The organism is Pseudomonas triticifolii (assembly GCF_014358015.1).
Classification (GTDB): domain Bacteria; phylum Pseudomonadota; class Gammaproteobacteria; order Pseudomonadales; family Pseudomonadaceae; genus Aquipseudomonas; species Aquipseudomonas triticifolii.
The window spans coordinates 62,554-86,076 of the sequence record NZ_JACONV010000002.1; the positions used below are offsets into that span (position 1 = coordinate 62,554).

The 23,523-nt window shown below is 58.3% G+C and carries 21 protein-coding genes, 1 tRNA gene and 1 pseudogene; 10 read left to right on the forward strand and 13 right to left on the reverse strand.

Features of this window, described 5'->3' with window-relative positions:
• Positions 1 to 51: 51 nt before the first annotated feature.
• Positions 52 to 1,692: a phosphoethanolamine transferase gene (locus H8S56_RS04965; protein WP_024686277.1), complete on the reverse strand. Its 1,641-nt coding sequence runs from the start codon at positions 1,690 to 1,692 to the stop codon at positions 52 to 54.
• Positions 1,693 to 1,926: 234 nt separating this feature from the next.
• Complete coding sequence (locus H8S56_RS04970; RefSeq protein WP_024695054.1) at positions 1,927 to 3,618, reverse strand: NAD-dependent malic enzyme; 1,692 nt, start codon at positions 3,616 to 3,618, stop codon at positions 1,927 to 1,929.
• A gap of 381 nt (positions 3,619 to 3,999) precedes the next feature.
• Between H8S56_RS04970 and H8S56_RS04975 the strand changes: the two genes are divergently transcribed.
• Positions 4,000 to 4,572, forward strand: coding sequence for a manganese catalase family protein (locus tag H8S56_RS04975; RefSeq protein ID WP_187518042.1), 573 nt, complete (start codon positions 4,000 to 4,002; stop codon positions 4,570 to 4,572).
• A 60-nt stretch (positions 4,573 to 4,632) separates the two neighbouring features.
• Here the strand turns inward: H8S56_RS04975 and gvpU are convergent, their stop codons facing one another.
• Positions 4,633 to 5,103 carry a gas vesicle accessory protein GvpU gene (gvpU, locus tag H8S56_RS04980; RefSeq protein ID WP_024686273.1) on the reverse strand — a complete coding sequence of 157 codons (471 nt, stop codon included), beginning with the start codon at positions 5,101 to 5,103 and terminating at the stop codon, positions 4,633 to 4,635.
• 310 nt (positions 5,104 to 5,413) lie between these two features.
• Here gvpU and H8S56_RS04985 point away from each other — a divergent pair, with 310 nt between their 5' ends.
• Positions 5,414 to 6,784: a GntT/GntP/DsdX family permease gene (locus tag H8S56_RS04985; protein ID WP_187518043.1), complete on the forward strand. Its 1,371-nt coding sequence runs from the start codon at positions 5,414 to 5,416 to the stop codon at positions 6,782 to 6,784.
• Positions 6,785 to 6,796: 12 nt separating this feature from the next.
• Here the strand turns inward: H8S56_RS04985 and H8S56_RS04990 are convergent, their stop codons facing one another.
• On the reverse strand, positions 6,797 to 7,990 hold the full coding sequence (locus H8S56_RS04990; protein WP_187518044.1) for a XylR family transcriptional regulator: 1,194 nt from the start codon (positions 7,988 to 7,990) through the stop codon (positions 6,797 to 6,799).
• Between the two features lie 167 nt (positions 7,991 to 8,157).
• On the opposite strand from H8S56_RS04990, the gene xylA reads away from it, so the two are divergent.
• The 4 genes from xylA to H8S56_RS05010 all read left to right on the forward strand — a co-directional run bounded on the left by xylA (position 8,158) and on the right by H8S56_RS05010 (position 13,447).
• A complete protein-coding gene (gene xylA, locus H8S56_RS04995) occupies positions 8,158 to 9,474 on the forward strand; it encodes a xylose isomerase (protein WP_187518045.1) in 1,317 nt (438 codons plus the stop codon).
• Positions 9,475 to 9,642: 168 nt separating this feature from the next.
• Positions 9,643 to 10,644 carry a D-xylose ABC transporter substrate-binding protein gene (gene xylF / locus H8S56_RS05000; RefSeq protein WP_024686269.1) on the forward strand — a complete coding sequence of 334 codons (1,002 nt, stop codon included), beginning with the start codon at positions 9,643 to 9,645 and terminating at the stop codon, positions 10,642 to 10,644.
• A gap of 109 nt (positions 10,645 to 10,753) precedes the next feature.
• Positions 10,754 to 12,310: a D-xylose ABC transporter ATP-binding protein gene (xylG, locus tag H8S56_RS05005; RefSeq protein WP_187518046.1), complete on the forward strand. Its 1,557-nt coding sequence runs from the start codon at positions 10,754 to 10,756 to the stop codon at positions 12,308 to 12,310.
• Entirely contained in the window at positions 12,311 to 13,447 is a 1,137-nt protein-coding gene (locus H8S56_RS05010) for a sugar ABC transporter permease (protein ID WP_187518047.1), read from the forward strand.
• Between the two features lie 14 nt (positions 13,448 to 13,461).
• On the opposite strand, the pseudogene H8S56_RS24470 reads toward H8S56_RS05010, so the two are convergent.
• Positions 13,462 to 13,551 (reverse strand): annotated as a pseudogene (locus H8S56_RS24470) (type VII toxin-antitoxin system HepT family RNase toxin); the annotation flags it as partial.
• A 272-nt stretch (positions 13,552 to 13,823) separates the two neighbouring features.
• Between H8S56_RS24470 and H8S56_RS05015 the strand changes: the two are divergent.
• On the forward strand, positions 13,824 to 14,096 hold the full coding sequence (locus H8S56_RS05015; RefSeq protein WP_024686266.1) for a hypothetical protein: 273 nt from the start codon (positions 13,824 to 13,826) through the stop codon (positions 14,094 to 14,096).
• A gap of 230 nt (positions 14,097 to 14,326) precedes the next feature.
• Here H8S56_RS05015 and H8S56_RS05020 read toward each other — a convergent pair.
• The 5 genes from H8S56_RS05020 to dapA all read right to left on the reverse strand — a co-directional run bounded on the left by H8S56_RS05020 (position 14,327) and on the right by dapA (position 18,022).
• Positions 14,327 to 14,416 (reverse strand) — tRNA-Ser (locus H8S56_RS05020).
• 92 nt (positions 14,417 to 14,508) lie between these two features.
• Entirely contained in the window at positions 14,509 to 15,219 is a 711-nt protein-coding gene (purC, locus tag H8S56_RS05025) for a phosphoribosylaminoimidazolesuccinocarboxamide synthase (RefSeq protein WP_024686265.1), read from the reverse strand.
• Positions 15,220 to 15,247: 28 nt separating this feature from the next.
• Positions 15,248 to 16,006 carry an MBL fold metallo-hydrolase gene (locus tag H8S56_RS05030; protein WP_024686264.1) on the reverse strand — a complete coding sequence of 253 codons (759 nt, stop codon included), beginning with the start codon at positions 16,004 to 16,006 and terminating at the stop codon, positions 15,248 to 15,250.
• Positions 16,007 to 17,125, reverse strand: a complete 1,119-nt coding sequence (gene bamC, locus H8S56_RS05035; protein WP_024686263.1) for an outer membrane protein assembly factor BamC — start codon at positions 17,123 to 17,125, stop codon at positions 16,007 to 16,009.
• Between the two features lie 18 nt (positions 17,126 to 17,143).
• Positions 17,144 to 18,022: a 4-hydroxy-tetrahydrodipicolinate synthase gene (dapA, locus tag H8S56_RS05040; RefSeq protein ID WP_024686262.1), complete on the reverse strand. Its 879-nt coding sequence runs from the start codon at positions 18,020 to 18,022 to the stop codon at positions 17,144 to 17,146.
• Positions 18,023 to 18,347: 325 nt separating this feature from the next.
• On the opposite strand from dapA, the gene H8S56_RS05045 reads away from it, so the two are divergent.
• Complete coding sequence (locus tag H8S56_RS05045; protein ID WP_024695049.1) at positions 18,348 to 18,911, forward strand: glycine cleavage system protein R; 564 nt, start codon at positions 18,348 to 18,350, stop codon at positions 18,909 to 18,911.
• Positions 18,912 to 18,920: 9 nt separating this feature from the next.
• The gene (locus H8S56_RS05050; RefSeq protein ID WP_187518048.1) at positions 18,921 to 19,394 is read left to right on the forward strand and encodes a peroxiredoxin; all 474 of its coding nucleotides are present in this window, start codon (positions 18,921 to 18,923) and stop codon (positions 19,392 to 19,394) included.
• Between the two features lie 51 nt (positions 19,395 to 19,445).
• Here H8S56_RS05050 and H8S56_RS05055 read toward each other — a convergent pair whose 3' ends face one another.
• Both H8S56_RS05055 and H8S56_RS05060 read right to left on the reverse strand, forming a co-directional pair.
• On the reverse strand, positions 19,446 to 20,516 hold the full coding sequence (locus H8S56_RS05055; protein ID WP_187518049.1) for an AI-2E family transporter: 1,071 nt from the start codon (positions 20,514 to 20,516) through the stop codon (positions 19,446 to 19,448).
• Positions 20,517 to 20,552: 36 nt separating this feature from the next.
• Positions 20,553 to 20,804, reverse strand: coding sequence for a sulfurtransferase TusA family protein (locus H8S56_RS05060; protein ID WP_024686258.1), 252 nt, complete (start codon positions 20,802 to 20,804; stop codon positions 20,553 to 20,555).
• A gap of 140 nt (positions 20,805 to 20,944) precedes the next feature.
• Between H8S56_RS05060 and H8S56_RS05065 the strand changes: the two genes are divergently transcribed.
• Positions 20,945 to 22,378, forward strand: coding sequence for a M48 family metalloprotease (locus H8S56_RS05065; protein WP_187518050.1), 1,434 nt, complete (start codon positions 20,945 to 20,947; stop codon positions 22,376 to 22,378).
• Positions 22,379 to 22,457: 79 nt separating this feature from the next.
• On the opposite strand, the gene nadA is transcribed toward H8S56_RS05065, so the two are convergent.
• The gene (gene nadA / locus H8S56_RS05070) at positions 22,458 to 23,516 is read right to left on the reverse strand and encodes a quinolinate synthase NadA (protein ID WP_024686256.1); all 1,059 of its coding nucleotides are present in this window, start codon (positions 23,514 to 23,516) and stop codon (positions 22,458 to 22,460) included.
• Between the last annotated feature and the right edge of the window lie 7 nt (positions 23,517 to 23,523).

Below are 23,523 nucleotides of genomic sequence, written 5' to 3' on the forward strand. Positions count from 1 at the left end.
AATGAGTGATGGAAACAGCCGGTCTTGCAGCTGTTTCTGACCCAGGCAGACTCACTGAGCGCTGGCCGTCACCTCACTGCGGCACCGGGCAAACATGTCCAGGCTGGGGTTGTAGACCTTTGTGTCGACTTTCAGCAGACCGAGCATGGAATGAAAGAGATTATCCTGGCTGAGCGGCGCGTTGCGTTCCTTGGCCAGGCACTCCGGGGTGACGGCAAACGAATGTTGATAGCTGTCTGACAACCAGATCATCATGGGGACATGCTTCTGTTGATCCGGAGCCAGCAGATACGGCGTGCCATGCAGGAAGAGGTTGTATTCACCCAATGATTCGCCATGGTCGGAAAGATAAATCATGGCCGTGTCGACTTTGTTCTGATGGGCACGCAGCACATCGATCAGTTTCGACAGCACGTGATCGGTATACAGCAAGGTATTGTCGTAACCATTGACGATGCTGTCGCGACTGCAATTGTTCAGCGCATTGCTTTCACACACCGGGGTAAACATTTCAAATGCTTTAGGGTAACGCTTGAAGTATTCCGGACCGTGGCTGCCCATCTGATGCAGAACCAACACGGTGTCTTTGTCCAGACTGTCGATAAACCCTTCAAGACCTTGCAGTAAGATCTCGTCCCGGCATTCATGGTTGTTGCACAACAATGGATCCTTGAGATTGCTTACATCCTGAAAAGCCACCCGGTCGCAGGTACCCTTGCAACCGGCCTGATTATCACGCCAGATCACATCGATCCCGGCGCGCTTGAGTACATCCAGCAACCCTTCCTGATTACGCGCCTTGGTGGCGTTGTAATCCTTGCGCCCCATATTGGAAAACATACACGGCACCGACACTGCGGTTTCAGTCCCGCACGAATACACGTCGGTGAAGGCCACCAGACCACTCTCTTTATTTAAATTCGGGGTGGTATTACGGCCATAACCGAGAATCCCGAAGTTTTCAGCCCTGGCACTTTCGCCGACCACCAGCACTGTCAGCGACTTGCGGGTGTGCGTCGCCCAGTCGGGTGAGCGCTTCGCGTCTTCACCCAGCTTCACGAACGGGCGCTGCGCAGAGATGATCTGCTCGCTCAGATAGCCCGCCGAGGCGCCAATATAGTTACTCGGCACCACCATCAAACGCAGCTCGTGGTGATTGCGAAACAGGGAAGACAGCCCCTGATAATTGGCCAGCGCTGCCCCGCCAATCACCACACTGCACACCACGCCCACCACCAGTTTGCTAAACAACTCGCGGTGCCAGCGGCGGTAATTGATGGGGGTTTTCCATAGCAGAAAAGACGGTAGAACACCCAGCAACAGGATGTAGACAACCAGTTTCAGGGAGAGCAACCCTTGCACTTCGGTCACATTGGTTTCCGCGAAATTGCGGAACATGCCGGCGTCGATCATCACGCCGTATTCGGTCATGAAATAGACCACCCCGGCGCTGATCATAAACATCAGGGTCAGCACCGGTTTGAAAATACGCCTGAACGCAATGAGCGTCAGGAAGATATTGAACACGCAGAAGATCATCACGCCAAACGCAATGCGCATGGCGATGCCCTTGGTATCAGCGCTGGTGATTGCGAAAAGATGCTGCCAAAGATTGATATTGAAGGCGACTAATAAAAAACCGCTGGCCAATAACGTTACACACTCAGGTCGAACACTTCTTATTCTCGGCATCGCGGTCTGCTTATGAAATGGATAGTCATCGGTACACCCAGAATCAGGCAACTCTCCGATGGAGCGGACTGTAAGCAGCCGCCTATCAATTTTATGTGAAAATCATGCGAACCCGCTGTTGGATGAATTTTATTTCACCGCGGCGTCGCCAACGCGCAGCCAAGGCACTGAACACGCTAAAAAAAACCCTCGCAAGCTGGCTTGCGAGGGCTTCGGTGTTGCTCGCTGAATCAATCAGACAGAGCGACGACGATAGGCGCGATAATCGGGCAGCCAGAAGTTGCGTTCAATGGCAGCCAGCAAGGCCTCCTCGGTGGTTTCCAGCGCCAGACCTTCAGCCTGGGCTTCCTTGGCGACGGCCAGTGCGATCTTGCGGCTGACCTTCTGGATCTCTTTGAGCGGCGGCAGAACAGCATCACCCTGCCCGGTCACCATCGGCGAACATTCGGCCAGTGCGTTGGACGCTGCCATCAACATGCGATCCGTGATGCGCGAGGCCTTGCAGGCCACGACGCCAAGCCCGATGCCGGGGAAGATGTACGAGTTGTTGCACTGAGCGATGTGCACAGTACGGCCATTGATTTCGACCGGTGCGAACGGGCTGCCGGTGGCGACCAGTGCATTGCCATCGGTCCAGCGCAGGATTTCCTCAGGCGTGGCTTCGACTTTGGACGTCGGATTCGACAGCGGCATGACCAACGGTTTGGCGCAGTGTTTGTGCACCTCGCGAATAACTTGTTCAGTGAACAGACCACGCTGGCCTGAAACACCGATGAGCACCGTTGCGCCCGCATGCGTCACCACGTCGAGCAAGGTCGGGAAGGCATCAGAGCCGGCAATCCAGCCCGATACATCGGAAGTGCTTTGCGCCAGACGCTTCTGGAAATCCAGCAGGTTGTCCATGCTGTCGGTCAGCAGGCCGAAGCGATCAACCATGAAGATGCGCTTGCGGGCTTCACTTTCGCTCAGGCCTTCGATCTGCATCGCGGCAATGATGTGCTCAGCGATGCCACAGCCGGCCGACCCGGCGCCGACGAACACCACTTTCTGCTGCCCGAGGGTTTCATTCTTGGCCTTGCAGGCCGCCAGCAAGGTGCCCACGGCCACCGAAGCGGTGCCCTGAATGTCGTCGTTGAAGCAGCAGAGCTCATCACGGTATTTTTCCAGCAACGGCATGGCGTTGGACTGGGCGAAATCTTCGAACTGCAACAACACATCAGGCCAGCGACGCTGAACCGCATCAATGAACAGAGCGATGAAATCTTCGTATTCCTTGCCCGACACACGCTCATTGCGCCAACCCATATACATGGGGTCGTCGAGCAACTCACGGTTGTTGGTGCCCACATCCAGCACGATGGGCAGCGTGTAGGCCGGGCTGATGCCGCCGCACGCGGTGTACAGCGACAGCTTGCCGATGGGAATGCCCATACCGCCGATGCCCTGATCGCCCAGACCTAGAATACGCTCGCTGTCGGTGACCACGATAATCTTGATACGGTCCTTGGTGGCGCTGCGCAGGATATCGTCGATGCGGTCGCGTTCCGGGTAGGAAATGAACAGGCCGCGGTGCGTGCGATAGATTTTGGAGAATTCCTGACACGCCTGGCCAACCGTTGGCGTGTAAATGATCGGCAGCATTTCGTCCAGGTGCGAGTCCAGCAACCGGAAAAACAACGTCTCGTTGTTGTCTTGGATCGAGCGCAGGTAGATGTGCTTGTCCAGATCAGTCGCGCACTGCTTGTACTGACTGTAAACCCGCGTGACTTGCTCTTCGATCGTCTCTACGTTCTGCGGCAGCAGCCCGATCAAATTGAATTCGACCCGCTCTTGCGGGGTGAAGGCACTGCCCTTGTTCAGCAGGGGCATTTCCAGCAGTGAAGGTCCTGCGTAGGAAATATACAAAGGTCGCGAAGTGTTGGTCATTTTTTCTGATCGCCTTTTTCGTCTACTCATTGATTCTGTGCATCGACCGGGGCGGGCAGCCTGGCGTTTTCTTCTTCTTTTTCTTTGTGTGCCAGCACTTTCAGGCCATACCGGATGTTAGTCAGTGTGCTATGTCAGGCCGACATCTTACTCGTCTCACCGTGAGTTGCGGCATTTTGTCGCGCAATAGATAGCCATATGACACTATCCGTTCAGCGGATCGGCATCCTCAAGGCCCTGCGCAAGAAGGCAGAATAGACGGCCGGAGCCGGTCTCTTTTTCTACCAGGGCGTCGGCCACCACTCCAAATACACTGAACCATGCTCGGCGCAGCATGCTCGGAAATAACGATTAAAGGCTACACAGCCATTGGAGACAGGCATGACCGACGCGACCGGCAACACCTGCATGTCCAATGTCGCTTTCTTTGATCTTCTGCTGCAACAGTTGCGTGGTACTGAAGGCGAACTTCCCATGGCGACCACGTACCTGAGCCAGGCGATCGCCGTAGAAGACCCCTTACACAAGGCGGTACTCATTCGAATCGCCAAAGAAAAAATCAAGAGTGCCACTGTGCTTGCGGGCATTCTTCTGGCGCTGGCAAAGGGTCGTACGGCGTCTGTTTCCGGGCAGTCTGAGAACACGGAGTTCGGCCGTTTGCTCAAACACAACGGCATTACCGGCAACTCGCTTGAGCGCGCCGAGGCCTCGGTGCACAACATGCCTGACCACTCGCACACACCCTCGTCCGGGCACCATAAGAATCATCGGCCTGACCACTCTCTAAGGCTAAGATCAAACATTGCGACCGAAGAGAGACAGATTGCGGTTTATGAAAAACTCACCCGACTGACCTCCAACAGCCACTTCGTGAGGGCGTTGAATCAGGTCAGACGGCGCCAGGTCAAACACCTGAACGAGTTCTCCAATCTGCTGAAAAAGATCAGACGCTAGGCCGTCGCCCAACGCAAAACCCCGACAATGATTGTCGAAGCCGGGCGCTGGGCACTCGCCTCACTTCTTGGCGATAAGACCGATGGTAAAACCGTCGACGGCTGCGATACGCCCACGCCACAGCACACCCGCATCACAGATAGGATTGCCGTCACTGGAGTAAGTCTGACAATCCTTCAGGTGAATGAAGTGAAAGGCTGGTGTGTCCTCGAATGAATCTCCCGGTTTGAACGACAGAATCATTTCTTTCATGGAAGCGTCAGTGCCATTGGCGAACTGACTGAACGGCGCAGAAATATCTTCGGCCAGTTGCTCGAAATAGGCGTCATGGGAAATCAGGTTTCCCGACACCAGATTGCCGCCTACTGAGAGGGTCACGCCCATTTCCACCTTGGTATTGGCAACGAACTTGACCAGCCATTGCAGCAGCCAGTCGATCTGCTTGCCCTGCCATTTGATCTGGGCAATGACATCATCGTGGCTTTGATCAGGAGACGGCTGGGAGTGTTGCGATTGATCGACGCTCGACATCTGAAAGCTCCTTGCTTCACAAAACGTGAACCCAAGGTATAGATCACATCGGCTCAAAGCGAAACCCGATAGTGCGCGGGAAAAGCGATTTTCAAGCCTTCAGCCCGTTCATCAGGGCAATGCCCTGCCCGCCAAAGGCGTTATGCATCTTCGCGATCGGTATTTGTGCCGACACCTGTGAAAATTTAACTGCGGCGCAATGCCGCATTCCGGTATCGTTGGGAAAATTGAAACAAATTGTATCAATTCTTGCTCAGGTACCCACCGGAGCCTGCGCATAAATTCCGCCTGAACGATAAGGGGGTCCGCGTTGGATCTGTCTTCTGCTGCCTGGGTGTTTCACGACACCCGCCTGATTATCTGCTGCCTGATTGCTATCGCCACGATCATCGTGCTGATCAGTGCCACCAAACTTCCACCTTTCCTTTCGATCCTCGTCGGCACGTTCATCGCAGGCATCGGTGCCGGATTGCCTGCCGAAGCCGTTGCAAAAGCCTTCAGTAAAGGTGCGGGCAGTATTTTGGGCGAGGCCGGGATCATCATCGCCCTCGGTGCGATGCTCGGTGCGTTGATGGCCGAATCCGGTGCGGCAGATCGCATCGCCTCCACCCTGCTGGGACTGGGCAAAGGTAAAGCGCTGCCGTGGGTCATGGCACTGGTGGCGATGGTCATTGGCCTGCCGCTGTTTTTCGAAGTGGGTCTGGTGATGATGGTGCCGATCATCTTCGTGATGGCGCGCCAGTCCGGTCAGCCACTGCTGAAAATCGCCATCCCGGCCCTGGCCGGTATGACGACCTTGCACGCACTGATGCCGCCCCATCCCGGGCCGCTGATCGCGGTCAGCGCCCTGCATGCTGATCTGGGGCTGACCATGCTCCTGGGGCTGTGCGTCGCGATACCTGCGGTGATTCTTGCCGGTCCGCTATATGGCAACTGGCTCTCGAAACGCATGCACATTGAAGAACCTGCCGAGCTGGGCAAACTGTTCAGTGCCAAGCCTGACGTCAGCCGCCAGCCAAGCTTCGCCATGTCGTTGCTGATCATCCTGCTGCCCGTGATTCTCATGCTCGGCAGCACGCTGGCCAAAGTCGCGATGGCGCCAGAGAGCAGCGTAGCGCTGACCCTGAAGTTTCTCGGCGAGCCGCTTGTGGCACTGGGTATCGCCGTGCTGGCCGCGACCGTCTGCCTGGGTTGGGCAAACGGTCTGTCGCGTGAGCATGTCGGCGGCACGTTGCGCAAAAGCCTGGCACCGATTGCCGTACTGCTGCTGACCATCGGTGCCGGTGGCGGCCTGAAGCAGACGCTGCTGGACGCAGGTGTCAGCCAGACCATCAGCAAGGTGGCCGAAGGCGCACACATGCCGTATCTGCTGCTGGCCTGGCTGATTGCCGTCGCTCTGCGTCAGGCGACAGGCTCAGCCACGGTGGCGACAACCACGACAGCCGGCATCCTCGCACCCATGATGGCGGGGCTTGCGCCAGTCGAGGCGTCCTTGGTGGCGTTGGTGATCGGCGCAGGCTCGGTGTTCTTCTGCCACGTCAACGATGCGGGCTTCTGGATGGTCCGTGAATACTTCGGCCTGCAGCTGAAACAGACACTCTGGGTGTGGTCGGTGCTGCAGACCATCGTGTCAGTGGTCGGGCTGGTGGGTACTTCGCTGTTGTGGCATTGGTTGACGTGAGACCGTGTCGCGTCAGAGACCTAGCGGCCTGCCACTGCCGCCCTGCTGATATTCCCTTGGCGTGCAACCGAACTCGCGGCGGAACACGGTGTGCAGGTATTGCGCCGACGTGAAGCCGCAGTCGCGAGCGATATCGGCGATTGCCGAATCCGTGTTCTCCAGCCCGCTGGCCGCTGCGGCCAGTTTGAAGCGCAGGATCTCGTTGTGCACGCTGCAGCCCCGCACCGTGCGGAAATGTGATTCGAGCGAAGAACGCGATATCCCCACATAGGCCGCCACTTGCGCGGTCTTGATGCCCTGGCACGCGTACTGGCGGATAAACAGCAGTGCCTGCATCACATACGGATCGCCCAGCGGTTGGTGCAGACTTGAAGCCTGCACGTTGATCGCATCGGGCGGTATCAGAACCTGGGTTCCGGTCGACGGCATGCCGTGCAGCATTTGATGCAGCAGATGCGCAGCCGTGCGGCCCATGGTTTCGGTGCCTTGAATCACCGAACTCAACGGTACGCGGGTCAAGGTACGGGTCAGCGGGTCGTTGTCGATGCCGATCAACGCCACCTGTTCCGGTACCGCAATGCCCGCCGTCAGGCAGGCTTGCAATAACTGTCGGGCGCGAGCATCACTGACAGCGATGATACCGATGGGTTTGGGCAGACTCTGCAGCCACGCAATCTGCTGTTCGACGGCGCTGTCCCAGAGCGGCGCGCTGGTGCCCATGCCGCGATAGATATCGACCTGCAACCCATCGCGCTGCAACAACCTGCGAAATGCCTTTTCCCGCTCCTGGGCCCAGCGATTGGCCTGGGACTCCGGCAGGCTGAAGCAGGCAAAACGTGTCAGCCCGGCTTCTATCAAATGCTCGTACGCCAGCTTCATCAAGGCGTCATTGTCGGTGGCGACGTAGGGAATCCCTTTCGGATAAGCGCGCGCATCCTGATAGGACCCACCCACTGCAACCACCGGCAATTTGATCCCCGCCAGCGCTTCGCCGATTAGTGGATCGTCGAAGTCGGCGATGATCCCGTCGCCCTGCCAGCGCTCTATACCGCGCAACCGGCAGAGGAAATCCTCCTCAAGAAACAAGTCCCAGGATGCGCGGGTGCTGCTCAGGTAGTTACCGATGCCGCTGATAATGCCGCGGTCGTAGATTTTGCTGCCGTTGAACAACAGCGCAATTCGGTGAACGGGAGGAACTGTTTTCATTGTTTTTACACTGCGTCGATAAACAGCGTGTTTCGACACAGACTAGGCGCGTGGACGACAGATCTCAATACTCAAAATCGCACTGCCTGTTGGTGACTTTCATAATCAATGGGTACAGGGACGTTGCTAGGATCGAGACACCACTAAGAACAATAAGGAACCTGCCCATGTCGCACTTCCCCACCGTCGACAAGATTGTCTACGAAGGGCCTTCCAGCGATTCCCTTCTCGCTTTTCGCCACTACGATGCCAACAAGCTGGTCCTCGGCAAACCCATGCGCGAGCACCTGCGCATGGCAGTCTGCTACTGGCACACCTTTGTCTGGCCAGGCTCCGACGTGTTTGGAGCCGGCACCTTCAAACGCCCTTGGCAGCGCCCGGCTGATCCTATGGAACAGGCGATCGGCAAGGCGCAGGCCGCTTTCGAGTTCTTCTCCAAGCTGGGTATCGACTACTACTGCTTCCACGACACCGATGTAGCACCGGAAGGCAGCTCACTGAAGCAGTATCGCAACAACTTCGCGCAGATGATCGACCACCTTGAGCGCCATCAGGAGCAAACAGGAATCCAACTGCTATGGGGCACGGCCAACTGCTTCAGCAACCCGCGCTTTGCCGCCGGAGCCGCCAGCAACCCGAACCCGGAGGTGTTTGCCTGCGCCGCCGCTCAGGTGTTCAGCGCGATGAACGCCACCCAGCGCCTGAAGGGCTCCAACTACGTATTATGGGGCGGCCGCGAAGGCTACGAGACGCTGCTCAACACCGACTTGAAACAGGAGCGCGAGCAACTGGGCCGCTTCATGCGCATGGTGGTCGAGCATAAGCACAAGATCGGTTTCAAGGGCGATCTGCTGATCGAACCCAAGCCGCAGGAGCCGACCAAGCACCAATACGATTACGACAGCGCCACCGTGTTCGGCTTTCTGCAGCAATTCGGTCTGGAAAACGAGATCAAGGTCAACATCGAGGCTAACCACGCGACCCTCGCCGGGCACAGTTTCCATCACGAAATCGCCACGGCGGTATCGCTGGGTATCTTTGGCAGCATCGACGCCAATCGAGGCGATCCGCAGAACGGCTGGGACACCGACCAGTTCCCTAACAGCGTCGAAGAGATGACCCTCGCCACGTACGAGATTCTGAAAGCCGGCGGCTTCAAGAATGGCGGTTTCAACTTCGACTCCAAGGTGCGTCGTCAGAGCCTGGATGAGGTGGATCTGTTCCACGGCCACGTCGCGGCCATGGATGTCCTTGCCCTGTCGCTGGAGCGCGCTGCCGCCATGGTGCAGAACGATCAGCTCCAGCAATTCAAGGATCAACGCTATGCGGGCTGGCAACAGCCGTTTGGCAAAGCGGTACTGGAGGGCGAGTTCAGCCTTGAGTCACTGGCCCAGAAGGCATTCACCGACGAACTGAACCCCCAGGCCGTCAGTGGTCGGCAGGAGATGCTAGAAAACGTGGTCAATCGGTTCATCTACCGCTGACCAATGGCTGTAATAGCCAGACTCCAGAGCGTTTGCTGGCCCGGCGAAGCAGTTACATTCTCACGACAAAACTCTGCTCGCAGAGCGCTGCAACTCTCTACAGTTCTACCGGCAGTCCGTTAAACGTCAGGCAGTGTCTTTCAAACAACAATAAAAGGACGCACCATCATGAAAAAACTACGACTCACATTACTCGCCAGTGCTCTGGCCCTGCTGTCGCTTCCCGTCATGGCCGACTCGGCCAATCCGAAAATCGGGTTTTCCATTGATGACCTGCGCCTCGAACGCTGGTCACGGGATCGAGACTACTTCGTCGCTGCCGCCGAGAAGATGAATGCCAAAGTCTACGTCCAGTCGGCTGACGCCAATGAGCAGAAGCAGATTTCGCAGATCGAAAACCTCATCTCCCGTGGCGTCGATGTGATCGTCATCGTGCCATTCAATGCCACGGTGCTGACCAATGCCGTGGCCGAAGCCAAGAAAGCCGGGATCAAGGTCGTGTCCTACGACCGGCTGATCCTCAACGCCGACATCGACGCCTATATTTCCTTCGATAACGAAAAGGTCGGCGAAATGCAGGCCAACGGTGTGTTGCAAGCCGCCCCCAAGGGCAACTACTTCCTGCTGGGTGGCGCGCCCACGGACAACAACGCCAAGATCCTGCGCGAAGGCCAGATGAAGGTGCTGCAACCGGCCATCGACAAGGGCGACATCAAAATCGTCGGCCAACAGTGGGTCAAGGAATGGAACCCGACTGAAGCCCTGAGCATCGTCGAAAACGCCCTGACCCGTAACAACAACAAAATCGATGGCATCGTCGCTTCCAACGACGCCACCGCAGGCGGCGCAATCCAGGCCCTCGCCGCACAGAAGCTGGCAGGCAAAGTACCCATCTCCGGTCAGGACGCCGATCTGGCAGCGGTCAAACGCGTGATCGACGGCACCCAGACCATGACCGTCTACAAGCCACTCAAACTGATCGCCTCGGAAGCCGCCAAGCTCTCTGTGCAACTGGCGCGCAACGAAAAGCCGACCTACAGCTCGCAGTACGACAACGGCAACAAGAAGGTCGACACCATCCTGCTGACGCCTACACCGCTCACCAAGGACAACATCGACCTGCTGGAAAAGGACGGTTTCTACACCAAGGCTCAGATCTCGGGGCAATGACCGATCAGGCTCGATTGAACGCCTGAGGACATCTCGCAGGACCGGCTCAAGCCTGTCCTGCGCAGACTTGCGAGATGTCCGTCTGTTGCCAACGTGTGAGTACCTCGTCATGTCCGACTACCTGCTGCAAATGAACGGCATCGTCAAAAGCTTCGACGGCGTCAAGGCTCTGAACGGCATCGACATCAAGGTCCGGGCCGGTGAGTGCGTAGGCCTGTGCGGTGAAAACGGTGCTGGCAAATCCACGCTGATGAAAGTCCTGTCGGCGGTCTATCCCTACGGCACCTGGGAGGGCGAAATCCTCTGGGACGGCCAGCCGCTCAAGGCACAGTCGATCAGTGAAACCGAAGCCGCAGGCATCGTGATCATCCACCAGGAACTGACGCTGGTGCCTGACCTGTCGGTGGCCGAAAACATCTTCATGGGCCACGAACTGACCCTGCGTGGCGGGCGCATGAACTACCCGGCCATGATCCATCGGGCCGAAGCGCTGATGCGTGAACTCAAGGTGCCGGACATGAACGTGGCGTTGCCGGTTTCACAATACGGCGGCGGCTATCAGCAACTGGTGGAAATCGCCAAGGCGCTGAACAAACAGGCGCGGCTGCTGATCCTCGACGAGCCCTCCTCGGCCCTGACCCGCTCGGAAATCGAGGTGTTGCTGGACATCATCCGCGACCTCAAGGCCAAAGGCGTGGCGTGCGTCTATATCTCCCACAAGCTCGATGAAGTCGCTGCGGTATGCGACACCATTTCGGTGATTCGCGATGGCAAACACATTGCCACCACCGCGATGGCGGACATGGACATCCCGAAAATCATCACCCAGATGGTCGGCCGGGAAATGAGCAACCTCTACCCCACCGAGCCCCACGACGTGGGCGAAGTCATGTTCGAGGCACGTCACTTCACCTGCTACGACGTCGACAACCCGAAGCGCAAACGCGTCGACGACATCTCATTCGTGCTCAGGCGCGGCGAAATCCTGGGCATCGCCGGGCTGGTCGGTGCCGGGCGTACGGAACTGGTGTCGGCGCTGTTCGGTGCCTACCCCGGTCGCTACGAAGGCGGAGTCTGGCTGGAAGGCCGTCAGATCGACACGCGCACGCCGCTCAAGTCAATCCGTGCCGGGCTGTGCATGGTCCCGGAGGACCGTAAACGTCAGGGCATCATTCCGGATCTGGGCGTGGGCCAGAACATCACCCTCGCTGTACTGGACAGCTACTCGAAAATGACCCGCATTGATGCGGAAGCCGAACTGGAGAGCATCGACCGGGAAATCTCGCGCATGCACCTCAAGACCGCGAGCCCGTTCCTGCCGATCACCAGCCTGTCTGGCGGCAATCAGCAGAAGGCGGTGCTGGCCAAAATGCTGCTGACCCAACCGCGTGTGCTGATTCTCGATGAGCCCACGCGCGGCGTCGATGTTGGCGCCAAGTACGAAATCTACAAACTGATGGGCGCGCTGGCGGCCGCTGGCGTGTCGATCATCATGGTGTCTTCGGAACTGGCCGAGGTGCTGGGCGTTTCCGACCGCGTACTGGTGATCGGCGAAGGGCAGTTGCGGGGTGACTTCATCAATCAGGACCTCACCCAGGAACAAGTGCTCGCCGCCGCGCTCAGCCATCCCGATGGCCATAACAATAATGATCGGAAGACCGCGTAGATGAATCAGGTCAAACAGCTTTTCTCACGCTACAAAATGCTCGCACTGGTCATCGCCGTGGCGATCATCTGGCTGTTCTTCAGCTGGCAGACCGAAGGCGGCTTCCTGACTCCGCGCAACCTGTCCAACCTGCTGCGGCAAATGTCGATTACCGGCATCCTCGCCTGCGGCATGGTGCTGGTGATCATCAGCGGCGAGATCGACCTGTCGGTGGGCTCGTTGCTCGGTCTGCTGGGCGGGCTGGCGGCGATTCTTGACGTGATCTACCACATTCCTCTACTCGCCAATCTGAGTATCGTCGCCCTGTGCGGGCTGATGATCGGCCTGGCCAACGGCTACATGACCGCCTACCTGCGCATTCCCTCGTTTATCGTCGGCCTGGGCGGCATGCTGGCGTTCCGCGGCATTCTGCTGGGCATCACTGGCGGCACGACTATCGCGCCTGTGTCACCGGAACTGGTCTACGTCGGCCAGGGCTACCTGCCCCACTCGGTGGGCACCGGCCTGGGCATCGTACTCTTCGCCCTGACCCTGTTCCTGACCTGGCGACAACGCCACAACCGCGCGCTTCATGGTCTGGCTGCACATTCCATGGTTCGTGATGCGACCCGCGTCGTGCTGATTGGCGCGGTGCTGGGAGGCTTCGTATACACCCTTAACAGCTACGATGGCATCCCGGTGCCCGTGCTGCTCCTGCTGGTGCTGCTGGGTGTATTCAGCTACGTGACCAGCCAGACCGTGTTCGGCCGCCGCGTCTACTCGGTGGGCAGCAACATGGAAGCCACCCGCCTGTCCGGCATCAACGTACAGGCCGTCAAACTGTGGATCTTCGGCATCATGGGCGTCATGTGCGCCCTCGCCGGCATGGTCAACACCGCCCGCCTGGCCGCAGGCTCACCCTCCGCAGGCAACATGGGCGAACTCGACGCCATCGCCGCCTGCTTCATTGGCGGCACCTCCATGCGCGGCGGCTCCGGCACGGTTTACGGCGCGTTGCTGGGTGCGTTGGTAATCACCAGCCTGGATAACGGCATGTCCATGCTGGACGTGGACAGTTACTGGCAGATGATTGTGAAGGGCAGCATTCTGGTGTTGGCGGTGTGGGTAGATGTGAGTACGCGGACGGGGCGGCGTTGAGGGGCTAGTGCTCGCTCAGCCAGCAACTCAAAGACATCGCGGGCGCTCTGCGGAACGCCCAGGCCTTCTCGTCGGACAAGGTGCTGCCCCATGACGAGCGCCGCTCAGGGATACTTAACGCCCCTTTCCCCCGAAAAACCTCATTGGGTACAAAAGGTGGTAAGCCATTCCTGGCACCCTGCCGACATTGGACCCTCACCTCATAACCCTGCGCAATAACCCCTCCACCAACAGCGTGTATACGAATAAAAATATTTTCTCATCGCATTTGCACGCCTAAAAAACCTGATCTATAACTTGACTGCCTGACAGTAATGGCAAATGGACACTACGCGTGTCATTCCAAAAACATACGTTTTATATGGAGATGTATCGTATGGCGACTGAACAATTTAGCTTGGGCGGCTGGAGCCCTTATCGCGAACTGACACCAAAAGATCAGGAAATCTTCAACGAAGCACTGGCCGGACTATTGGGCGTAAACTACACACCTAATCTGGTTTCGACTCAGGTCGTCAATGGCACCAACTACCGCTATCAGGCGAATGCAACAGTGCCTGGCCCGACGCCATACACCTGGCAGGCTATCGTGGAAATCTACGCACCTATCAATGGTGATCCACACCTCGTACAGATCATCAAGGTCTAACTACGTATCAAAACTTTCGGGGCATGCAAGAGCTGCAAGCCCCGAAGGCTTATCTCAATTCTCCACTATGCAAGCAGACTGCTGGGCACTCTGAAGAGGCACTTACGCAGCACGTTTACAGACGTGTTGGTGAGGTCGTAAATCCCACCAAATAGTAATGACGCGGAAATGATCTTTATTTCAGACAATAAAAAACCCGTAGCTGAATCAGCTACGGGTTTTTATTTGTATGGCGGAGAGATAGGGATTCGAACCCTAGGTACCGGTGAAGGTACAACGGATTTCGAATCCGTCCCATTCGGCCACTCTGGCATCTCTCCAACGGCGCGCATCATAACAGCATCGAAGCGTAACGCGAAGCCCTTAGGCTAATTTTTTTCGTGCTATCAAACGCTTGCGTCGTTTTTTTTGCTTAAAGCGGTACGCCAAGACGGTTGGCGACTTCTTCGTAGGCTTCGATGACGTCACCCAGGCCCTGACGGAAGCGGTCCTTGTCCATCTTTTTGCGGGTGTCTTTGTCCCACAGGCGGCAGCCGTCGGGGCTGAATTCGTCGCCCAGGACGATTTCGCCGTGGAATACGCCGAATTCAAGCTTGAAGTCGACCAGCAGCAGGCCAGCGTCGTCGAACAGTTTGCTCAGGACTTCGTTGACCTTGAGCGACAGCTCTTTCATGCGGACCAGTTGCTCGGCGGTACCCCAACCGAAAGCCACGACGTGGGATTCGTTGATGAACGGGTCGCCCTTGGCGTCGTCCTTGAGGAACAGCTCGAAGGTGTAAGGGTTGAGCTTGGTGCCCTCTTCGATGCCCAGGCGTTTGACCAGGCTGCCAGCAGCGTAGTTACGCACGACGCACTCGACCGGGATCATGTCCAGCTTCTTGACCAGGCACTCGTTGTCACCCAGCAGCTTGTCGAATTGGGTAGGAACGCCCGCTTCTTCCAGCTTCTGCATGATGAAGGCGTTGAACTTGTTGTTAACCATGCCTTTGCGGTCCAGCTGTTCGATGCGCTTGCCGTCGAACGCCGAGGTGTCGTTACGGAACAGCAGGATCAAGCGGTCAGCGTCGTCGGTCTTGTAAACCGATTTGGCTTTGCCGCGGTAGAGTTCTTCACGTTTTTCCATGATGGGCTCCGCTTGCTAAGTAGTTGGGCTAGGCGATGTGTCGCCAGTCGAGCCCTGAATCTTGATCGGCCAATTGTAGCCAGTCCGGGTCGCACCCGAGGGTGTCGACAAAACATTGCCGGGCCAGATGCGGCAGGTTGTTCTTGCTGCTGAGATGAGCCAGCACAAGGTGCTGCAAGCTCTGCCATCCCAGTTCGCTCACCAGGTTTGCGGCCTGATGGTTGTTCAAGTGTCCAGTTTCACAGCCTACGCGCTGCTTGAGAAAGACCGGGTAATGGCCTCGGGCAAGCATGTCGCGGCAGTGGTTCGCTTCGATCATCAAGGCATCCAGGCCGTGATAACGCTGCAGCACGTTCGGGCAATAGGACCCAAGGTCGGTCAACAGACCAAAACGGCGTCGACCGTCATTGAAAACGAATTGCGTGGGTTCGAGTGCATCATGCGAGACGGACACCACATCGATGTCCAGCGCGCCGACCTGCAATCGCTCGCCACCGGCCAGCAAACCCGCTGCCTCCACAGGCTTGCGCATCCCGCGCAAGGTACCGCCGCTGAGGTAGACCGGCAGATTGTAGCGCCGAGACAGCAAACCCACGCCATGCACATGATCGGCATGTTCGTGGGTTACCAGAATCGCGCTCAACTGTTCGGCGGCGACGCCCAGACGAGCCAGGCGTCGCTCGGTTTCCCGCAGGGAGAAACCGCAATCGACCAACACGTACGTATCGTTGCTTGCGACCAGCGTGCCGTTGCCACGGCTGCCGCTGCCCAGAACCGCGAAGCGCACTTAACCCAGGTTGTCTTGAATAACGCTCAATACGCGGCGAGCAACATCGGCTGGCGCGACAGTATTGATGTTCTTCTCGACAGTGACCTGAACGTTGTCACCCACTTTGCTCAGGCGAACCTGATAGCGCTCGGCGCGGGCGTCGATCTCTTCCTTGCTCTGCTTGCTACCAAACATACGGCCGAAGAAACCAGGCTCGTTTTCAGGCGTCTTGGCCTTTTCGGCGAGGTTGATGTAATACAGGCCCAGGCTGCGGTTGATGTCTTCTACGCGCCAGTCACCCTGATCCAGCGCACGACCGACACTCGACCAGGCACGGTCCAGGTCGGCACCCAGGTTCAGCACCGGGTTGCCGCTGCCGTCTTCGCTCAGGGCTACACGGCTCGGGGTGTCGTAGTCACGTGCGGCCAGCAGGGAGACCGAACCGCCTTTCTCGGCGTTGCGGCTCATGCTGGCCAGCAGGTCGTCGGTCAAGGCTGCATCCAGCCCCAGGTTAGTGGTGCGCGACGGGAACGCCACGTCGGCCGTGCTGCCAGCAGGACGCTCGACGCTGACCACATAGACTTCACTGGTGTTGCGCTGCACGCCCGGCTCGATGCGAACCCGCACGCGAGTCTCGGAGTCAGCTGCGACGCCGCTGGCGGTCAGACGCTTGGCCACCGAAGCGGACAGTTCGTCGAGACGCTGCCAAGAGGAGCTGAATTCGCCAGTCTGCGGACGCTCTTCAGCGATGCGGAAACCGTTGTCTTCAAAGTACTGGTGCGCAACCGGCCAGACTTCGGCAGGCTGGCGTTGGGCCAGGATCCAGCGAGCGTCACCGCTCTTCTGCAGGCTGTAGTCGCTCGACTCGGACGTCGTGGCCAACGGCAGTGGGCGGGGAACGATGTACTCACCGTCCTTCTGCGTGCTGTCGGCAACGTTGCGTGGAATCGGCAGCAGCGGGTCCAGGCGCTTCACGCCAGAGACGTCGGCAGGCACCTGCATCGGTGCGGTCTGGGACGCTTGAAGGTAATCGCTGCCGCGATCACGGAAGTAACCATCTTCACCAAACAGCCAACCGCAACCGCTGGTGCTGGAGATAATCAAGGCAAGTGCGGAAAGTCCGGCCAATCGCTTCATTGCGTAGTACTTCCTCAATTAAACCAGGACGCCGGACTGGCGCATGGCCTGTCGCAGCGGTTCGTGGCAGGCTTCGCTGAGCCAGGTGAGCGGCAGACGGATACCGTCCGGCATCAGACCCATTTCATGCAACGCCCACTTCACGGGGATAGGGTTGGATTCGATGAACAGTGTGTTGTTGAGCGGCATGAGCTTCTCATGGATCGCCCGTGCAGCAGCGGCATCGCCACGCATGGCCGCAGCGCAGAGATCGCTCATGGCGCGCGGGGCAACGTTGGCGGTCACGGAGATATTGCCTTTGCCACCGAGCAGCATCAGCTCGACGGCAGTGGCGTCATCGCCGGAATACACCAGGAAATCGCTGCTGACGCCCGCCAGGATGTCACGGGCGCGCTGCAGATTGCCGGTGGCTTCCTTGATACCGATGATGTTCTTCACGACAGACAGGCGCACGACGGTCTCTGGCAGCATGTCGCAGGCGGTACGGCCCGGCACGTTGTAGAGAATCTGCGGGATGTCGACCGCGTTGGCAATGTGGCTGAAGTGCTGGAACAGGCCTTCCTGAGTCGGCTTGTTGTAGTAAGGCGTCACCAGCAGGCACGCGTCGGCGCCTGCAGTCTTGGCGTTGGTGGTCAGTTCGACCGCTTCACGCGTCGAATTGGCGCCCGTGCCCGCAATCACCGGAATACGACCTGCCACTTGATCGACCACGCGACGGATGACTTCGATGTGTTCGTTCACATCGAGCGTCGCCGACTCGCCTGTCGTGCCGACGGCAACAATGGCGTTGGTGCCCTCTTGCAAGTGGAAGTCCACCAGTTTGCTCAGGCTGTCCCAGTCCAGACGACCTTGTGCATCCATGGGTGTGACCAGTGCCACCATACTGCCCGCAATCATGCAACCGCTCCTGCCGGAAAAAGAGAGCCGTAATGGTACTGGCGCTATCATCCTTGTACAAGCGAAGTACCGCGCTCTGAGCATTCCCCTGAGCGATGGTTTTCGCTACCCTTCGTCCTTTGATCGGTACTGGTCACCTGCGCACCTCGCTCAATCGGTCGAATTTGTCGCCAGAAGCCCTGCCCCAGCGCATTCCAGCCCAGCCATGGTTCTGCCATGCAGGCAAGGCGTGCCGGGGCCAAGGTCGGCATCCGGCGCTCTCGATTGTCGAAAAAGCCCCGCAAGACCGAAAAAGTACCGACCGCTCATCGTCTAGGAATGCTGCATGTCGTCCACCCCCACAGTTCGCGAACAATTCCTTGTCATCAGTGCCCTTGGCGCAAACCCCATGGAGCTGACCAACGTCCTGTGCCGAGCCAGCCATGAAAATCGCTGCTCGGTGGTTACCTCGCGCCTGACCCGCCACGGCGAGTGCAGCGCACTGATCCTTCAGGTGTCCGGCAGTTGGGACGCCCTGGCGCGTCTCGAAACCGGCCTGCCGGGCCTGGCCAAGAAGCACGCGTTCACGATCAGTGTCGTGCGCAGTGCCACGCTTGAAAACCGCCCCGAAGCCTTGCCCTACGTGGCGTACGTCAGTTCGGCGTATCGCCCGGACATCATCAATGAGCTGTGCCAGTTCTTCATCGACCATAACGTCGAACTGGAGAATCTGATCTGCGACACCTATCAGGCGCCGCAGACAGGCGGCACCATGCTCAATGCCACGTTCACCGTCACGCTGCCTGCCGGTACGCAAATCAGCTGGCTGCGCGATCAGTTCCTCGATTTTGCCGATGCACTGAACCTGGACGCGCTGATCGAACCCTGGCGCCCACAAGCCCCGATGTAAGGAATCCTCATGGCCGTTGCAGTCAATCAACCTGTTTCCGATTTCCAGGCAGCCGCCACCAGCGGCGTGACCGTCACCCTGTCCGAGCTCAAGGGCCGGCAAGTGGTGATTTATTTCTATCCAAAAGACAACACGCCGGGGTGCACCACCCAGGGCCAGGACTTCCGCGATCACATCGCGAATTTTCAGGCAGCCAACACCGTGGTGCTGGGTGTGTCCCGTGACAGCCTGAAGACGCACGAGAACTTCAAGGCCAAGCAATCGTTCCCGTTCGAGCTGATTTCGGACAAGGACGAAGCGGTCTGCCAGTTGTTCGATGTGATCAAGCTCAAGAAGCTGTATGGCAAGGAATACATGGGCGTTGATCGCAGCACCTTCCTGATCGACAAGGAATGTGTGCTGCGTCAGGAGTGGCGTGGCGTGAAAGTGCCCGGTCATGTGGCCGAAGTGCTGGCCCAGGCAGAAGCCTTGAACAAGGCGTGATGTGGTAAATCGCTGCGGCGCGCAACGCACCGCAGCGATGTTTCGCTAACGCTACAACAATGGCGCGACGGTTGGCTCGTTTCGCGGCCAGGCATCGATGACGGCCTTGAACAGGGTCGCCAGCGGAATCGCGAAGAAAATCCCCCAGAACCCCCACAACCCACCGAACAGCAGCACCGCGCAGATAATCGCGACGGGATGCAGATTGACGGCCTCGGAAAACAGCAACGGCACCAGCACGTTGCCATCCAGCGCCTGAATGATGCCGTGCACCATCATCAGGTAAATGAACTGGTCGCCCCAGCCCCACTGAAACAAACCGATCAGCGCGACGGGCACCGTCACCACCACTGCGCCGACATACGGCACCACCACCGAAATGCCGACCAGCATCGCCAGCAGCGCCGCGTAATTGAGCCCCAACGCAACGAACGCGATATAGGTCACGCCACCACAGATGAAGATCTCGATGACCTTGCCCCTGATGTAGTTGGCGATCTGGCGATTCATTTCCTCCGAAACACGGTTCAGCAACGCTCGCTCGCGGGGCAGATAACCTCTCACCCAGCGACCGATTATGCGGCGGTCCTTGAGGAAAAAGAACACCAGAATCGGCACCAGCACCAGATAGATCATCAGGTTGACCAGCAGCGGCAGGCTCGACAGGGAAAAGGTCAGCGCCAACTGCCCGAACTTTCCGATCTCGCCGCGTGCCACTTCAATGGCCTGCAACACCTGCTCGTCGGACACCAGATGCGGGTAACGCTCCGGCAGCAACAGCAACAAGGATTGCCACTTGGCGAGCATGCCCGGCAGTTCGTTGAACAGCGTGATCAGTTGATGCCAGAGCAAAGGCACCAGCACCAGCAGAAACACCAGTAATGCGCTTATGAACAGCGCAAAGACGAACGCGACCGCGCCCACCTCGGGAATGCGAAAACGCTCCAGAAAATTGACCACGCCTTGCATCAGAAACGCCAGGACCAGGCCGGCGAGAACCGGCGCCAGCATTCCACCCAGCGTGAGCACCAGGGTAAACGCCAGAAACAACAGGACTGCCAGCACAACGGCTTCTTCATCAGAGAAGTAGCGTTGCACCCAGCCGCGAAGCACATTGAACATCAAACATCCTTTTCGAAAAGATATCGCGGCGACCCGTCAGGCCTTACGTAGCCAGTAACGGTAGATCCCCGCCTCCACTTCCTCATGCACCAGTTCATGGCCCGCCAGTCTGGCAAAGGTTCGGAAATCACGCTGAGAACCTGCATCGGTTGCCATGACTTTCAGCACGGCACCGCTGGCCAGACGATTGAGCTCCATCTTGGCCTTGAGCAACGGCAACGGGCAGTTGAGCCCACACGCATCAAGCTCGGCGTCACACGCCTCGGGGCGCGTTACTGGGTCAGACATCGTTTCTCTCCTGGCAGACACATCGAATTACAAAGCAGGCCGCAAAAGAAGTCGCCGGCCAGCCAGCAAGAATACCTCACTCTGGTCAGCACGCCATTTAGCCAGCTACAGTACAGGCTCTTAAGAAAAGAGCTTCGTGCATGAATTTTTTGCGTCCTACACTGCTCACGCTCGCCTGCCTGTTTGCCGTGCCGGGCATGGCCGATGACCTGCCATCCCTGGGCGACTCCAGTTCTTCCATCGTCTCGCCCGAACAGGAGCACAAGCTGGGGCGCGCCTGGCTGGGCCTGTTGCGAGGTCAGGTCAGCCAGCTCTCGGATCCGCAGCTCAAGGATTACGTCGAGACGTCGGTCTATCGTCTGGCTGAAACCAGTCAGGTGCAGGACAGACGTCTTGAATTCATTCTGATCAACAGCCCACAGTTGAACGCCTTCGCTGCACCGGGCGGGATCATCGGCGTCAACGGCGGGCTGTTTCTCAACGCCCAGACTGAAGGCGAATACGCTTCGGTGCTCGCCCACGAACTCGCTCACTTGTCGCAACGCCACTTCGCCCGTGGCATCGAAGCGCAGCAGCGCATGCAGGTGCCGGTCATGGCCGCCATGCTGGCGGGTATCGTGATGGCGGCTGCCGGTGCCGGTGACGCTGGCATCGCCGCCATTGCAGGCTCTCAGGCCGCCGCCATTCAGGAACAGCGTCGCTTCTCACGCCAGAACGAGCAGGAGGCTGACCGCATCGGCATCCTGAACCTGGAAAAAGCCGGCTACGACCCACGCAACATGCCGACCATGTTCGAGCGCCTGATGCGCCAGTATCGATTCGATGCACGGCCGCCAGAGTTCCTGCTGACTCACCCGGTCAGCGAATCGCGGATTGCCGACACCCGCAACCGCGCCGAACAGGCCAAACCGGGCGGCAAGGAAGACAGTGTCCTCTATCAACTGATGCGGGCACGCGTTGCGCTCATCTACGAAGAAACACCCGGCATCGCCGCCAAGCGCTTCCGTGCGCAACTGGTGGAAAACCCGAAATCCGACGCGGCACGCTACGGCCTTGCCATTGCACAGATCAAAGGCGGCCAGCTCAATGAGGCCCGTGAGAGCCTGAAGCCGCTGCTGGAAAAAGCACCGAACGACATCACCTACAACCTGACGCAGATCGACCTGGACATCACCAACAATCGCCTCGCCGATGCGCAGCAACGGGTTGAGCGCATGCTCACGCTGTACCCGAACAACTACCCGCTCAATGATGTGCGCATCGACGTGCTGCTCAAACAGAACCGCACTGCCGAGGCGGAGAAAGGCCTTGAGGCGTTGCTGAAGACGCGTCCCGATGATCCTGACATCTGGTACGTCGTGGCAGAGACCCGCGGCCTCAATGGCAACACAGTCGGCCTGCACCAGGCTCGGGCTGAATACTTCGCGCTAGTGGGTGATTTCCGCCAGGCCATTCAGCAACTGGACTTCGCCAAACGGCGCGCGAGCAATAACTTCCAGCTGGCGTCACGCATCGACGCACGGCAGAAGGATCTGATCGAGCAGGAGCGGATGGTCAAGGACATGATGAACTGACAGCGCTTGAGTCATCCGCTCTGAAAACAGAAAGCCCGACATCTGAGTCGGGCTTTTCGTTTGCGCCAGTCAACGCCTGTCAGGCATTGCCCGCTTGCCGTATACGCGCTGCCTGAGTGAAGTCCAGCATGCGCTGCAAGGGGCGGATAGCATTAGGGATCAGCGCCGGATCGACGAAGATCTCGTTGGAGCCCTCTCGCAGACACTGCAAGGTGCGCTCAAGCGTGTTCATCGCCATCCACGGGCAATGCGCGCAACTGCGGCAGGCCGCGCCATTTCCGGCTGTCGGGGCTTCGATGAAGATCTTGTCCGGGCACACCTGCTGCATCTTGTAGAAAATGCCGCGATCGGTAGCCACGATGAAGGTCTTGTTCGGCAACCTTTGCGCGGCCGCGATCATCTGGCTGGTCGAACCCACAACGTCGGCCAGCTCAATGACAGCTTCCGGCGACTCCGGGTGAACCAGAATCGCAGCTTCGGGATACAACGCCTTCATGTCCTCAAGCTGCTTGGATTTGAACTCCTCGTGGACGATGCATGCGCCGTCCCACAACAGCATGTCGGCACCGGTTTCACGCTGGATGTAGCGACCCAGGTGCTTGTCCGGCGCCCAGATGATCTTTTCGCCGTTGTCCATCAGGCTTTCGACGATCTCCAGTGCGCAACCTGAGGTCACCACCCAGTCAGCCCGGGCTTTGACAGCCGCCGAGGTATTGGCATAAACAACGACCGTTCGCTCTGGATGCTGATCACAGAACGCCGAGAATTCGTCCACCGGACAGCCCACATCCAGCGAACAGGTCGCTTCCAGGGTCGGCATGAAGACGCGTTTTTCCGGGTTGAGGATCTTGGCCGTCTCGCCCATGAAACGCACACCCGCCACCAGTACGGTGCTGGCAGCGTGATTGTTGCTGAAGCGCGCCATTTCCAGTGAATCAGCCACGCAGCCGCCTGTTTCCTCGGCCAACGCTTGAATCACAGGGTCGCAGTAATAGTGAGCGACCAGCACCGCGTCCTGCTTCTTGAGCTCGGCTGCGATCTCGGCGCGATAATGCGCCTGTTCTGCTGGACTCAACGCCTTGGGCTGCTTGGCATCGAGATGCGCTTGTACCAGAAAGCGTTCGGAAATCTGTGTCATGTTCGCG

Bases quoted from the DNA above. Each gene is read 5' to 3' on its own strand.
- H8S56_RS04965 (WP_024686277.1), bottom strand. From the start codon at position 1,692: ATGCCGAGAATAAGAAGTGTTCGACCTGAGTGTGTAACGTTATTGGCC.
- H8S56_RS04970 (WP_024695054.1), bottom strand. From the start codon at position 3,618: ATGACCAACACTTCGCGACCTTTGTATATTTCCTACGCAGGACCTTCA.
- H8S56_RS04975 (WP_187518042.1), top strand. From the start codon at position 4,000: ATGACCGACGCGACCGGCAACACCTGCATGTCCAATGTCGCTTTCTTT.
- gvpU (WP_024686273.1), bottom strand. From the start codon at position 5,103: ATGTCGAGCGTCGATCAATCGCAACACTCCCAGCCGTCTCCTGATCAA.
- H8S56_RS04990 (WP_187518044.1), bottom strand. From the start codon at position 7,990: ATGAAAACAGTTCCTCCCGTTCACCGAATTGCGCTGTTGTTCAACGGC.
- xylA (WP_187518045.1), top strand. From the start codon at position 8,158: ATGTCGCACTTCCCCACCGTCGACAAGATTGTCTACGAAGGGCCTTCC.
- xylF (WP_024686269.1), top strand. From the start codon at position 9,643: ATGAAAAAACTACGACTCACATTACTCGCCAGTGCTCTGGCCCTGCTG.
- xylG (WP_187518046.1), top strand. From the start codon at position 10,754: ATGTCCGACTACCTGCTGCAAATGAACGGCATCGTCAAAAGCTTCGAC.
- H8S56_RS05010 (WP_187518047.1), top strand. From the start codon at position 12,311: ATGAATCAGGTCAAACAGCTTTTCTCACGCTACAAAATGCTCGCACTG.
- H8S56_RS05015 (WP_024686266.1), top strand. From the start codon at position 13,824: ATGGCGACTGAACAATTTAGCTTGGGCGGCTGGAGCCCTTATCGCGAA.
- purC (WP_024686265.1), bottom strand. From the start codon at position 15,219: ATGGAAAAACGTGAAGAACTCTACCGCGGCAAAGCCAAATCGGTTTAC.
- bamC (WP_024686263.1), bottom strand. From the start codon at position 17,125: ATGAAGCGATTGGCCGGACTTTCCGCACTTGCCTTGATTATCTCCAGC.
- dapA (WP_024686262.1), bottom strand. From the start codon at position 18,022: ATGATTGCGGGCAGTATGGTGGCACTGGTCACACCCATGGATGCACAA.
- H8S56_RS05045 (WP_024695049.1), top strand. From the start codon at position 18,348: ATGTCGTCCACCCCCACAGTTCGCGAACAATTCCTTGTCATCAGTGCC.
- H8S56_RS05050 (WP_187518048.1), top strand. From the start codon at position 18,921: ATGGCCGTTGCAGTCAATCAACCTGTTTCCGATTTCCAGGCAGCCGCC.
- H8S56_RS05055 (WP_187518049.1), bottom strand. From the start codon at position 20,516: ATGTTCAATGTGCTTCGCGGCTGGGTGCAACGCTACTTCTCTGATGAA.
- H8S56_RS05060 (WP_024686258.1), bottom strand. From the start codon at position 20,804: ATGTCTGACCCAGTAACGCGCCCCGAGGCGTGTGACGCCGAGCTTGAT.
- H8S56_RS05065 (WP_187518050.1), top strand. From the start codon at position 20,945: ATGAATTTTTTGCGTCCTACACTGCTCACGCTCGCCTGCCTGTTTGCC.
- nadA (WP_024686256.1), bottom strand. From the start codon at position 23,516: ATGACACAGATTTCCGAACGCTTTCTGGTACAAGCGCATCTCGATGCC.